The sequence below is a fragment of the Methanosarcina sp. Kolksee genome (assembly GCF_000969945.1).
GTDB lineage: Archaea > Halobacteriota > Methanosarcinia > Methanosarcinales > Methanosarcinaceae > Methanosarcina > Methanosarcina vacuolata.
This window is the reverse complement of the sequence record NZ_CP009524.1, coordinates 3,836,165-3,850,311: the sequence shown is the minus strand read 5'-3', so window position 1 is coordinate 3,850,311 and position 14,147 is coordinate 3,836,165. Positions and strand designations below refer to the sequence as shown.

9 protein-coding genes are annotated in these 14,147 nt (G+C 36.5%); 5 read left to right on the top strand and 4 right to left on the bottom strand.

Going from position 1 to position 14,147, the window contains the following annotated elements; translation table 11 throughout:
• Positions 1–193: 193 nt before the first annotated feature.
• Both MSKOL_RS15815 and MSKOL_RS20475 read right to left on the bottom strand, forming a co-directional pair.
• The gene (locus tag MSKOL_RS15815) at positions 194–2,422 is read right to left on the bottom strand and encodes an amino acid permease (RefSeq protein ID WP_048157615.1); all 2,229 of its coding nucleotides are present in this window, start codon (positions 2,420–2,422) and stop codon (positions 194–196) included.
• A 1,203-nt stretch (positions 2,423–3,625) separates the two neighbouring features.
• On the bottom strand, positions 3,626–3,775 hold the full coding sequence (locus MSKOL_RS20475) for a hypothetical protein (RefSeq protein WP_156151119.1): 150 nt from the start codon (positions 3,773–3,775) through the stop codon (positions 3,626–3,628).
• Between the two features lie 669 nt (positions 3,776–4,444).
• Between MSKOL_RS20475 and MSKOL_RS18925 the strand changes: the two genes are divergently transcribed.
• From MSKOL_RS18925 to MSKOL_RS15790, 4 genes are all read left to right on the top strand, one after another.
• Positions 4,445–7,762 carry a methyltransferase domain-containing protein gene (locus tag MSKOL_RS18925; protein WP_052725555.1) on the top strand — a complete coding sequence of 1,106 codons (3,318 nt, stop codon included), beginning with the start codon at positions 4,445–4,447 and terminating at the stop codon, positions 7,760–7,762.
• A gap of 344 nt (positions 7,763–8,106) precedes the next feature.
• Positions 8,107–8,271, top strand: a complete 165-nt coding sequence (locus tag MSKOL_RS19545; protein ID WP_197078782.1) for a glycosyltransferase — start codon at positions 8,107–8,109, stop codon at positions 8,269–8,271.
• 2 nt (positions 8,272–8,273) lie between these two features.
• Entirely contained in the window at positions 8,274–9,329 is a 1,056-nt protein-coding gene (locus MSKOL_RS15795) for a glycosyltransferase (protein WP_048157612.1), read from the top strand.
• Complete coding sequence (locus MSKOL_RS15790; RefSeq protein WP_048122533.1) at positions 9,326–10,498, top strand: glycosyltransferase family 4 protein; 1,173 nt, start codon at positions 9,326–9,328, stop codon at positions 10,496–10,498. Before MSKOL_RS15795 ends, MSKOL_RS15790 begins: the two co-directional genes overlap by 4 nt.
• Before the next feature lie 1,013 nt (positions 10,499–11,511).
• Here the strand turns inward: MSKOL_RS15790 and MSKOL_RS15785 are convergent.
• Entirely contained in the window at positions 11,512–11,919 is a 408-nt protein-coding gene (locus MSKOL_RS15785; RefSeq protein WP_048122531.1) for a DUF1699 family protein, read from the bottom strand.
• Between the two features lie 402 nt (positions 11,920–12,321).
• On the opposite strand from MSKOL_RS15785, the gene MSKOL_RS15780 reads away from it, so the two are divergent.
• A complete protein-coding gene (locus tag MSKOL_RS15780) occupies positions 12,322–13,572 on the top strand; it encodes a hypothetical protein (protein WP_048157610.1) in 1,251 nt (416 codons plus the stop codon).
• A gap of 31 nt (positions 13,573–13,603) precedes the next feature.
• Here the strand turns inward: MSKOL_RS15780 and MSKOL_RS15775 are convergent, their stop codons facing one another.
• A complete protein-coding gene (locus MSKOL_RS15775; RefSeq protein ID WP_048122527.1) occupies positions 13,604–14,059 on the bottom strand; it encodes a DUF1699 family protein in 456 nt (151 codons plus the stop codon).
• Positions 14,060–14,147 lie beyond the last annotated feature (88 nt).

The window sequence follows — 14,147 nt, the reverse complement described above, 5'->3', positions numbered from 1 at the left end:
CATTGATTCCGATGACAGTTGACTGCCATCTTTCAAAAAACCAGAAAATAATAAAAAGTCTCAAAAGACTCTTATTTCAACTGAAACTTCTATTTTGTTATCAAAACAATTTCGTCGGTTTATTTCACCTTATGCGACGATATGAACGGAATTCATTTAACTCAAAACTGCTTGTTTGATTTATCTGAGTTTATTACGACCTTTTTTCCCTGAGACTTGCATATATTCTATGGGCGTGCTTTTTAACCAGATAATTAAAACTTTCTTTTGAGATCGGTTTTGATTTCTTGACTATCACTATAGGTTTCTTAGAATGTCTGGCAATCCTCTGTGATAGATTCCCAAGTAAAGAAATCTTAAATCTTTCACTTGAGTCGCCAATGATTATCAGGTCGTTGTTGTTTGAGGCCTCCAGTAGAGCATCTTCTATGGAATATTTCTCCAGTATTTTATAATTAACAGGTATGGAAGTTATTTTCTCAACGAGGCTCTCGAGTTCATCAGTAATTTTCTGCCTGTTTTCCTGAACTTCATCCGGGCTAATGATACTGATAACTTCCATTCCAGCGCCTGTGTTTACAGCCAGTTTTTCTGCGAGATAGAGGCCATAGACCGAGTTTTCTTTACCATTATACCCTACTAGGATTTTGTTGATGCTGTCAGGCAGATGCCCCTTTAATAACGCGATCGGCCTTTTTGAGGACAGGAGAACCTGGTTTGTAACACCATGTGAGTACTCGAATCTCTTTGGCTCGTGCCATCCCATAATAATCATATCTGCATGCTCAATTTCAGCCTGCTCCAGAATTGAGTTTGATATGCTGTGGTCAAACGCAGCAATATATTCTCTTTTATGCCCGAGAATTGCAGGATAACTCTCGAATTCTTCTTTGAAATGGCAGTCCATTGCTATTTTTTTCTCATGGTAGGCTTCCTGAGCTAATTTTAAGTTTGTTTGATCCGGAACCTCGATAACATGGAGACAAATTATCTCGCTTCCCATAAAATCTGCCAGTTTCAAAAGAGCACTTTCATGTTTCGGGTTGGAGATCGGCACGAGAACTTTAACCAGAGGAACAGGTTTTATTTCCTTCTTTTCGACAGTATTCTCCAGCAGGTCGAATAAGTTGTACTCTGGAATAGCTTTACCCCTTCCATAGAATGAGTACCAGCCAATTCCAGCAAAAATCATCATTACGGTGAAAAGAAGAGGTAACCCACCAAGCAGGGGAAGCAGTACTATGCTCCCAACTATCCCGAAGATTTGTGTATAGGGGAAAAACGGGTCGCGAAAAGTGGGTTCGTATCCTGGCAGGTTTCTTTTTCTGAGGATTATCACTGCCATATTTAACAGGATAAATATCAAAATATTAAAAGCTCCACCCAGTCTTGCGAGCTCCTCTATGTCGAACAGGAATAAAAGCAAGACCATTAATATTCCTGTTACAAGTATAGCGTTATGGGGAGTTTCAAATTTTTGATGGATAAGGACAAACCATTCAGGCATAAGTGCATCCCTGCTCATGGCAAAAGGAAACCTGGAAGACGATAATATAGCGCCGTTGGCTGTGGAAAGTGTAGCAAGCAGCGCACCCAGGGCTATTGCTATTCTCCCGGATTCTCCTGCTATCAGACCTGCAATATCGGCCAGGGGAGTAATCGATTTCTCGGCTCCTTGAAGGTTAGGGAACCCTACAACTACAGCCATTATGCCAACGTAGAAGATGGTTACTACAACGGCTGAAGCAATAAATGCCAGGGGCAGGTTCTTTGATGGGTTTTTTACTTCCTCGGATACTGCAGCAGCTTCTGCGAGCCCGAGATAGGATATAAAAATAACTCCTGCTGTCGTGATTATCGAGGTTATACCATGAGATGTTGCAGGTGAAAAGTTAGCTGGATTAACCATAAAAGATACTCGGGCTATGAAGATAGCCAGAATTACCAGCAAAAAGACCACAATAAAGTTCTGCAGTGAACCGCTACTTTTTGCCCCACGGTAGTTAATCACTAACAAGATCATGCCGGTTGCAGCTGCTACGACATATATGGGCAAGGGATAGAAGATCCGAGCGTATTCTGCAAGCCCGATGAGTGCAAATGTGCCTTTGAAGATTAAGGCCAGCCAGGAACCAAGGCCGATTACTGCACCAAGCGCAGCTCCCATCGTCCTGCTGATATAGTAGTAGCTGCCGCCTGCCAGAGGCATGCCGGTTGCCAGTTCTGACATGCTGATGGCTGTGGCTATTGAAATAAGCCCACCAAGCAAAAAAGAGATTATTGCTCCAGAACCTGCATCTGCTAACGCAATTCCTGGAAGAACGAATATCCCGGCTCCAATCATAGTGCCGGTGCCGATTGCAAAAGTTGAGAAAAAGCCAAGGCTACATCCCAACCTTTCAGTCGTTTCAACTGGTGCCATTTTTTTACTCCGTATGTCACAGGGATTTCAAAACGGTAAATCCATCTTATTTAAATCTTTGTATTAACTTTACTTTGACAATACTGAACGTACATTTCACATCATACGTCAGGCATGCAGCAGGTTTTTCAATCCTGTTGCACTGGATCTGCCTTTTGAATGGAATAACTTCAAAGCAAGTGATTTCTTCTGCAGTACGGCTCCAATGTCTTTTTAGTTGAACGGCTCCAATGTCTTTTTAGCTAAACGGCTTCAATGTATTTTTGGCTAAACGGCTTCAATGTGTCTTCTTAATTAAGCTTTCTTTTTGATTATTTTAAAAAACAATGTATCCTGCTCTTGATTAAGGTATTTCAATTCATATTTTAGTGAATTTTGTTTTCGAATAGTACATATATCTATCCGTCGGGAGGTATATTTCTTAGCCTGCGGTTAGCATTTGCTAAAAGTGGTATTAAAAGGAATAAGGGAATAAAGAGAACAGTATAGGAAAATCTGGAAATTAATAGGTAAGTGTTTCAGTTTCTGTTCAGAGAGTTCTATCTGTGAGTATATTAACTAAAAAGACTTTTGAATTGCAGCAACCCCAGGCAGAGAAACGGATAATGAGAGTTTGTTAACATCGGTGCAGTATGATAAAGTGAATATCAAAAAGTTAAAACACATTGATTTATACATAACATTGATCTATATATAGTATTGATTTTATACATAGGATCGATTTATAATAGCGTTTACATAACCAATATTATTGAATTAAGGGGTTAATGCATAGTTATTGGGCGATATAATGCAAAGTAATGATCTTATTAAAGAGCAGATACTACAGTTAAAAATCGAGATCGCGCAATTAGAAGCCGAGATTAACAAATTACAGATTACGATAAACGAAAAAAAATACGCTTTGAATAGATTATCTGAACTATTAGAGATACGAGGAGTAGCCTTAAACGACAATAAATAAATATATAAATAATGTTTACTACTAATAAACAGGATTCTTATGTTTTAACCCTACTTATACGAAATTTTCCCTAAACTCTAAAACGAATTTAACATGAAAATGCAGCCATCCGCAAGTATTTTCATTGGTTGTATATATTATTCAAAGAATATCATGTTTGTTTTCTGGATTTTTCAACTCTTTCATTTATTTCATCCAAATGGCATTTGGTATATGCAGTTTTTCAAAGATAACTGTGTCTAAAAGGAGATTAAATCTGTACTGTATCTTCCAATTTTTTTATTTACTGCCATATTGGACTTTATCTTTCTTCCCCTGTTATATTTATTAATTTTAGCTGTATCATACATTGCATCATCTGTTACTTTGGAAGGCTTATTAACAGGCATTCCTATAGGTCTCTTTATATTGAAATTTTTAAGAATGCTTTCTTGAACTAAAATGGAAAGTGTGATGTATTAAAAGAATCAAATTATTATTCAACTATTACTTATATGAAATATTCAATCTAAATCAAGTTATTATTCTACTATTATTCACTTATAAAATATCCAAACTAAATCAAATTGTTAGTCTACTATTATTCACTTATAATATATCCAAACTAAATCAAATTGTTAGTCCACTAACTTAGTCCACTAATTTAACCCACTAATTTAACCCACTAATTGTTAGTCCACTAATTTAGTCCACTAATTTAGTCCACTAATTTAACCCACTAATTTAACCCACTAATTTAGTCCACTAATTTAGTCCACTAATTTAGTCCACTAATTGTTAGTCCACTAATTGTTAGTCCACTAATTGTTAGTCCACTAATTTAGTCCACTAATTATTTAGTCTAACTAATTGTTAGTCCACTAATTGTTAGTCCACTAGTGTCAAGAAAACTTAGTTATTGATCATCTAGTAAACTTTGAATCGTTGTAAACTGATGAGAAGGTACCAAGGATTATGCCCAATAATTAACTTGCCATGACACCAGTACTTATTATGAAAAATAATCATATAAACTGTTAATCGCTTGTGTTAATAAATTGCTTTGTGGAGAACGGAGTATGCTGGATGAGTTAATCTCTACTTATAACCGTACTAACTACGATTTCAGGAATTATGCATTTCCTGGGGATAAATTATCAGATCTATTCAATGAGTGGATTGATTATTATCGCATGAAATATGCAATTGCAAAAATGATCCGTCCAACGTCTATACTGGAAATCGGGGTCCGGTACGGTTATAGTGCGATAACTTTTCTTAAGGCTTCAGAAAATGCAACTTATTTGGGGATAGACAACGATTCGGAAACTTTTGGAGAAAACAAAGGGGAAGGTAACTGGGCCAAAAGAATCACACAAAATTACAAGGCAGAATTTTTGCTGGCCAATAGTCAGTCAATGACTACATTACCTGGAGATTTCTATGACCTTATTCATATTGATGATCATCAGGACGGAGACGGTATATTCCATGATTTAAAACTTGCACTGGAAAAAAGTAAATGGATTCTTGTTGACGGTTATTTCAAATCTGATGAACATTTATTGAGTGCAACGTATTTTCTAAATAAATATAAAGACTTTATCGAATTTGCTGTAACAATACCTTCCTATGCAGGTGAACTGCTGATTAAAACCAAAAGCTCGGCTAAGCATATGTTTGTAGACGGCCTGAGCAAGGAAAATTCAAATTTAGAAGATATTATTGATTCTTATAAAAGGTATAAGGGCAGAGAATTTGAAGATTCTCGTTTAATTTCCATATCCTGTCTTGCTAATCCGAATAAAGACATGAATATACTGGAGGTGGGTTGTGGTCGAGGGGAGATCTCCTATACCTTATCAAAATCCGGAGCTCATGTGACCGGAATTGACGATTCTTCTTCAGCGATTAAGACAGCTAAAGCCAAATATTTAGCCAATACCTCGATGAAGAATCTGGAATTTATTCAAGACAATTTTTTAAATCATAAGTTTAATAAAAAATATGATAGAATTATTGCAACAGATCTGATTGAGCGCGTTCCAAAAGATAAACTTGAATTAGTTATTCTAAAAATCGCAGAACTCCTTAAAGAAGACGGTTTATTTATTACATATATTTATCCCAATAAGTTGTACTACCAATATACTTACGAGGAAAAGCGAAAAATCGCAAAGTCAATCGGACTTTATATTCCTGAAAATCCCAGGACGTTTTATGAAGATCTGAGACATATCAATGAGCAAACTCCTCAAAGCCTGTTCCTTAATTTAAATAAATATTTTTCACATATACTTACATGGGTAAACGATTCTCAAGATTTAGCAGGCTCGCTCACTCACTCTTTTAGTTCGGAAGAGTACAATAATGCCAGAACTATCCTTGCTGTAAGCTCTTTTGAAGATCTGGACAGGGACAGGATTGTTCAATTATTATCTCCCAGAAAACTTGACCGCAATGGAGTAAATATAGAAGCTCTGTCGGAAAAAGATTCAATTAATACTTTTTCAAATAAAAAATTCAAGTTGCATATAACTCTTAAGAATAACGGAAAAGAGCGGCTTGTATCTCTACCTCCTTGTCCTGTGAATATCTCGTATCACTGGCTGAAAACTGACGGTACATATGAAGTTTTTGACGGACTCAGGACTGAAATACTGCCTGCTTTAAATCCTAATGAACAGCGGGATCTTCAAGTAGATATCGTCGCTCCTCAAGAGCATGGGGAATATAAGTTGCAAATTGACCTCGTGCAAGAAGGCTGTTTCTGGCTTCAGGGAATTACTAATAAGCCTTTACTTAACATTAGTGCAAAAGTTGAGCAAAACCCGGATGAATGCAGGTCAGAGGAATCAAAAGTGAATACGTTCGAGATTAAAGACGATGAAATAAATGTTGAAGAGATTATGGAAAAAATTCGTGAGAACATAAGGGAAAGAAAAGAAAAAGACGATCCAAAAAATATCGAAGAAGTAGAACATGTATTTTCAGAGGCCTCCTCAAATGTAAGATGTCCCCAGGAATCCGAAGTAATTAATTCGGATTATGATATTCGTAACGACAACTATTCTATCAGTTCTCATCGTCCATTTTTTGGCACATTTTTGATAAAAGGTCGAAAATTAGTGCACGGAGAAATCAGACGTTATGTCGATCCCGTATTCCAGAAGCAAAGCCAACTTAATTATAACCTTGCCGGAGTTCTCAGTGATGCAAAGGAAACAGCAGACTCCTGCTCTAATAAAGTAGAAAAGTTAAAATTAGAAATTGAACAACTTGAGGACGAAAACAAACTACTAAAATCCAAAGTTGAGCAATTAAGCAGTGAAACTGAAAAGTTAAAATCTGAAGTTGTCGACAGTATAAAGAAAGAAGTCGAATCTATAGTTTCTACTGTTAATCTGGACCTTGAAAACAAAGCCTGGCTTAACAGAGTACTTGAGTCCAAAATACAGAAAGGACTCGGAAACCAGGAAACAGATACCTCTGGAAAGGCTAACACCCAGACAAATGCCCCTGGAAAGACTAATGCCCAGATTAATTCTTCTGGAAGAACTAATGCTCAGAATAATTCCTTCGGAAAGGCTAACGCTCAGAATAATTCATCCGGAAAGGCTAACACCCAGATTACTGCCTCTGGAAACACTAATACTCAGGTTACTGCCTCTGGAAACACTAATACTCAGGTTACTGCCTCTGGAAACACTGACCCTCAGCTTAACTATTATGTGTTTGAAGAAAGGTTCCGCGGTTCGAGAGAAAATATTCTGCAGCATCATAAAAACTTTATAGGCTATTTTGAGAATTGCACCAATGTGCTTGATATTGGGTGTGGGCGGGGAGAGTTTCTGGAACTGGCAAAACAGCAAAACATCAATGCTAGAGGAATTGATGTCGATGAGGATATGATAAACTTCTGTAAATCTAAGGGTCTAAATGTTGAACTAAAAGATGCCATAAAAGCTCTTGAAGAAATCAAGGATAAAAGTCTCGATGGAATTTTCATAAGTCAGGTGGTTGAACACCTCAATCCCAGGTATCTTGTTAATATGTTGAACCTTTGCAATAAAAAAATGAAATACGGTTTTTACATAATTCTCGAGACCGTTAACCCCCTCTCCTTGTTCTCTTTCGCAAACTTTTATGTAGACCTCTCCCACGTAAAACCTGTGCATCCGGAAACTCTAAAATTTTTGGTTAGTACCGCAGGTTTCCGTGATATCGAAACGAAATTTTCATCCCCTATACCTCCTGATATGAAATTGAAAAAGCTTCCGAATCTCGAGGACACGGACCAGAATAAATCAATGATTGAGATCTCTAACCAGAACATAGACATGATAAACGAAGCCTTATATGGGGCCCAGGATTATGCAATAATCGGGAAAAAATGAACACTGCTAAACTAAAGATTTAGCGTTTTCTCACTCATAGACGACAATTGGCATCTCCATGAACGTGAACGAGAATCAGAATGAGCTTAAGCTCGTCTTGATAGAAGCGGAGAGATCATTATCCCGGAAAAGTTTAAAAAAGAGATACTTGATGGGTTTTGTTCAGAAACAGGATAAATATGATGCATTTGCTGCTACAAGTCTTCTTTGTCAACCTTCAGTAAATGAAAGTTTTTCAATAGTGATCCTCGAATTGTGGTTATATCTTATCCCATTTCTGGTTCATTAGGATGCACTGTAACGGCAGTGTAGCGAAAGTTCAAAAGTATTAAATTAGATATGGATTGTATTTTGAGAATTATGAGGAATTTGAAGGATGCATTAATTATTACTTACAGAACCCTCATTTAAGAAGAAAAATGTCTATAAATGGGAAGAAATATGTAGATGTGGATTTTAACTGGGACCGGATTGTTGAAAAATATGTACGGTTTCTTGAAGAGGCTTGAATATGGAAATTCATCAAATATTGCCAACCTTTAGTCCTGGTGATGCAATAGGCAATGAGGTTATTGAGATTAACAAAACTCTTAGAAAATGGGGTTATAACTCAAATATATACGCTGAAAATATTCACCCCGAAATGGATGCTAAAAGACATCTTGAATATAACAAAGTCTCTTCAAAAGACAACGTGTTAATATTTCATTTCTCAATAGGCTCCAATGTATCTCATTATGTAAGAACGTTGCCAGACAAGAAAATAATAAGGTTTCATGGGATTGTGCCCGAAAAATATCTTTATGGAATAAATAATTACATCCAGTATTTACTGGCATGGGGAAGAGAAGAGCTCAATTTATACCCAGAGATAACAAACCTGGCACTGGCAAATTCTCGATATACCCAGCTAGAGTTGAATAGCCTGGGATTTAAAAATACTGAGATTTTTCCACTTTTACTGGACCTCAATATTTACAATAAGAGTCCGAATAAAAGTATCTTGTCGAGATTTGATGATGATTACGTGAATCTTCTTTTTGTTGGAAGAATTATTCCTCAAAAGAATCAGCATCTTATTCTCAAAATTTTCTCATATTATAAGCTTATAAATCCAAAATCGCGTTTGTTTTTGATAGGGAATTATGAAGGTTGCGAAAGTTATCTTGATCAATTGCAGGAGATCATTCGGAAGCTGAAGTTAAAAGACGTTTATATTCCTGGAAAAGTCTCAATGGATGATCTAATTTCTTACTATAAACTGGCTGATGTGTTCCTGTGCGTGAGCGAATGGGAAACCTTTTGTGTTCCTCTTGTTGAGAGCATGTACTTTGACACGCCTATTCTTGCTTATAATTGTACTGCAATCCCGGATACTCTCGGAAACTCGGGAATTCTGATTAACAAACTTAAAAGTGATGAGATTGCAGAAATGATTAATCTTGTAGTACAGGATGAAGTTTTCAGAAATAAAATCATCCGGAAACAAAGAGAAAGACTAAAATATTTTGAAAGACCGACTATGGAAAATTTACTAAAAGAGTATATTCAAAAGGTGATCGAATGAAAATCGCCTTAGTCGTCCAGCGATATGGCCTGGAAGTTAACGGAGGTGCCGAATTCCACTGCAGGCTCGTTGCTGAACATTTATCAAAATACTTTAAGGTAGAAGTGTTAACTACCTGTGCGGTAGATTACACAACCTGGAAGAATGAATACCCTGCAGGGATCGAAACCTTAAATGGAGTGCGGGTCAGGAGATTTCGTGTTGATTATGAAAGAGATTTACTGGCATTTAATAAATTCTCGGAGAAAATTTTTGGGGATACTCACACCTACGAAGATGAAATTAAATGGATGAAAATGCAGGGCCCGTACTCAACCCATCTTTTAAATTATATAAAAAATGCTAAAGATGATTATACTTGCTTTATCTTTTTTACCTATCTTTACTGTACTACCTTTTTCGGCCTCCCACAGGTGAAAGAAAAAGCTCTGCTTGTTCCTACGGCACATGACGAACCTCCGATCTATTTGTCGATATTTGATTCGCTCTTCAAATCCCCCAGCCGGTTTATTTTTAATACCGAAGAAGAGAAGAATTTTGTCACTTCAAAATTCAGAGTTTCTAATATACCTTCTGATGTTGTGGGTGTAGGTATAGATATTCCGGATAGAACTACTGCAGCTTTGTTTGCCCGAAAATATAACCTGGATAATTTCATTATCTTTGTCGGCAGAGTAGACGAGTCTAAAGGTTGCCATGAACTATTTGAGTATTTTCTTCGATATAATAAGGAAAAGAAATCTTCTGTTAAACTCGTATTGCTGGGAAAACAAACTATGGAGATCCCTCAAAACCCTGATATTCTTTCCTTAGGTTTTGTCTCTGAGCAGGACAAGTTTGAAGGAATCAAAGCGGCAAAACTGTTAGTAATGCCCTCAAAGTACGAAAGTTTGTCCATGGTCCTGCTGGAATCCTGGCTCTGTAAAACTCCTGTACTTGTAAATGGGAAGTGTGACGTGTTAAAAGGTCAATGTATCAGAGGCAATGCCGGCCTGTACTATGAAAACTATGAGGAATTTAAGGCGTGCCTGGACATTCTCCTGGCAAGTGATGATATGAGGAATGCTATGGGTAAAAATGGGATGGAGTTCGTTTTGCAAAATTACTCATGGGAAAATATAGAAAATGAGTATATTTCAATATTGCAGAAAATTGATGATGAAAATTGATCAATTTATATTTAGCATGAAAATGCTGCCATCCGCAAGCATTTTCATTGGTTGTGCATGTTATTCAAAGAATATCATGTGCGTTTAGCATGAAGATGCTGCCATCTGCAAGCATTTTCATCGGTTGTGCATGTTATTCAAAGAGTATCATGTTTGTTTTTCGGGGAAAGCTTGATAACATCCTTTGTCCCTGATCCCACCCCCGTATAACTGGAATCCATCGGTTTCAAGCAAAAAATGAAATTTCAACTCGGATTGTAGAACAAAAATATCCCAAATATTAGCTGTTTAGTAGGCAACCAACAATTTTAGAAGAATCTGAAATTCGGAAAGATCCAATAATCAGACTCATAAATTTATTCGTATCTTCTCCATTCCCTATGGATAAGATGAGTTTCAATCAAGACCGCATCTTGTAATGTCAATCCATTTTCATATGCTATGGCATAAAGTTCTGTATATTTTAGAGACTTTTCATTATTTTCTGGTTTTTGAATGATGGCTGTCAACTGCCAGTAGAATCACTATCAAATTGAGGATCTCAGAAGATATTAAAAAGTCTCTATAATTGAGAAAATGTTCATGAGAATTTTTCCTTTCGCTTATTCAAAAGAAATTTAGTTTGTCTCGGCACTGGAACTATTTGCATTAATCAAAAACACCAATGAGAACTTGCTAATTCAGCAGAAAATTACGCTTTTTCTATTAAATAAGTTATACCATTAAGGTCTACAAAAGATTCGAAAGCACTGTTAGACAAAATAGAAGAGTATAACAAATAAAAAGAAAATAAAATTTTATAAGTATTAAAAGTTATGGAATAATAAAATTAAATATGTTTGGGAAGTAAAAAAGTAAAAAAGATCATAATTATAAGAGCCTCAAATTATAAAAAAAGCATATTTTGAAGAAATAATGAGCTTATAAAAAGAATACAAATCGTAAAACAATAGTAAACAAAATATAAAAAAGAAAGAAAAATGAGGAGAAGTTAAAGCTACTGCTTCAGCCTCTCAGGCTGTAACATCTTTTCTAAGGATGTAAGCAACCATCTCAGGATTAAGTTTGCTTTCTCTTGAGACCTTTTCCTCGATGGCTTCAGTAGATTTACCTTCAGTTTTCAGCTCTCTGATTTCCTCAATTATTGATGAAGGAATACGATAATACTCGTTTATGTCCTTCCTGTGGCCCCAGACATCGCCTTCGATAAGCTGGATACGCTGCATTTCAAGGAACATTTCTATGGATTTTGAGACTGTACGCCTGTAAGATTTAGGAAGCTGTATAACTTCAATCTTTGGACAGTTCTCAACCAATGAAAAAATATCCTTGTTTGAAGGCCTAAAAGCCAGATGTACTATTCTCTCATTTGGATTCAGTGTAAAGATTTCTTCTCTTGAACTCACAACCCTTATTTTCAAAGTTTAACCTCCAGATGTATCTATTTTTTCACTTGATAGTAAAAAATTCTTCATTAAATATTTTTCTATAATTACTGAACTCATTTAAAAGATATTTTTATTTGTGTTTTATCAGGCGTTTTTGCAAAAACTCCATCTAAATAATAAAAATCAATATGTGTAACAGTGTTTTTAGAAAAACTTAAAGAAATATTTGAGAGATTTTGTGGCTGCGTCAAGAACAAAATCCATAAAAAATCCATAATTTTGTTGGAGATAATTTCATTTTCGTCAGGTCAGGGCAATTTTAATATATTTTAGATGTTACAAAATTAAATTAATCCAGGTTCCCGGCAAAATCACACAACTTTTATAAAATGCCATGTTCAATATACTTCAGATATCATTTGAAGAGGCTCATGCATGGAAGATCCTGTTATCTCAAAAATAAAGAGTCAATTCGATAAGAAAGGAAATCCGGCAAAGATTCCGCTGATGAGCGGGAAAAAATTCTTTGAAGCCCGATCCGAAATGGATGGAGTCTATGTTGACAACCTGAAAAAAGAACCATTTCTCCCCTGGGAAATCTTTACCGAAGCTGTCAATTGTATAAAGGAAAATGGCGGGAAAGTAAAGAAAGGAAACGCAACAAACTCAAGGTTGGGGGATCAAAATCTTGGTCTTGATACCCTGGAAGGTTACATTGCCAGTAAAGTTTACGGCTGCAGGATGGGCGATCCCGTACTTAAGAGAACTGTCCCTGTAGCTTCCATCCTTGCCTGGGCTGAAATTTGTGAAAACACCCGGGGACAGATAGGGCTCCTTTCCGAGGAAAAAGGGTATACTTCTGAGAGTGAAAATGAAATGTCTCCAGCTTTTATTGTAGAAGAGGACAAAGAGAACTCAGAAATAAATACTGTTTATACTCAGCCTGACAGCAAGCCGATAGAAACGAGAGACCTGAAAGCCGAATTTAAGGAAAAAAGCCAGAAAATAAAAGAACTTGACGAACAGGTTATAGACAGGGAAGAAGAAATCGGCAGTCTGAGAACAGAAATTGAAGCACGTGAAAAACTTCTCCTTGAGAAGGATTCGGAACTGCAAGCCCTTCAGGAAAAGTTTACGGAAAAAAGTGAAGACGAAAAACACCTTGAGTCCAGAATTACAGAAAAAGAAGATGAGATTGAAGGTCTTACTAAGGAACTCAGGGAAAAAGTAGAAAACGTAAAGATCCTTACAGAGAAACTTTCAGCGAAAGAAAGAGAGATTGAAAAACTCGAGGAAAGCATTTCCATAAAAGATAAAGATCTTAAGACCCTGGCTGAAGAGGTTATTACAAGGGTTGAAGAGATGAAAAAAATTGAAGAGAAACTTACCTTGAAAGAAAGAAAAATAAGCACTATGGAAACTATGCTTACAACAGCAGAAGAAAAAGTAAAAAAACTTGAGAAACAGCTCTCGGCCTTTGAAGGAGAAGAAAAACTGGCAATTCAGCTCAGAGAAAAAGAAGAGTTTATAAAACAGTTAAAAGGAACCCTTGCAAGTAAAGAAGAAGCTTTTTCGAGGGTTAGTGAGGAAAACCGGAAATATAAAATGCAGCAAAAACTAGCATCCGAGGGGTTAAGGCAGATAGACGAACAAAAAGCCTCAAAAAAGTGGTGGAAACGCCTGTAAACCCACTGAAGAAAAGCCAGAATTCTTCTATTTAAACTTTGTTCATTCGCGGCCGCTCAGGGCCTGATGTCAGAAAAGAGCTGTGAAGTAAGTGAAGAATCATATCAGGGCTAATTTTTCTTATATGTGTAATCTCACATATTATTTCTTCTTCAGATCTTCCCTGGACTTTAAGTTCATTTATTTTTTCAAGCACGTAAGCGGGTATTACAAAGTAATTGTTAAGATCATGCCAGTGCCCGCTGACATCCCCTTTTACCAGATGAATACCTGAAGAAGAAAGATACATCTTGATAAATTTAGAGAGTCCTTCGTAGGAAGACGCGGGAAGCTGAAGTAACTCAATCTCAGGACATGCCTTAACCAGACTGAAAAGGTCTCGGTCCGAAGGTCTAAAAGCAAGATGTACTGCCTTCTCCTCGGCTTCCAGGCTGGAAATCTCATCCCTGTTTGTTACAACTCTGATGCGTACACTACCTAGCCCCATTTATGCTCCCTTTTCTACTAAGTATGTATCATTTATTTAATTTTGTATTTTAGTCTTTCTAATCAAATTTCCGTACAATTGTATTATG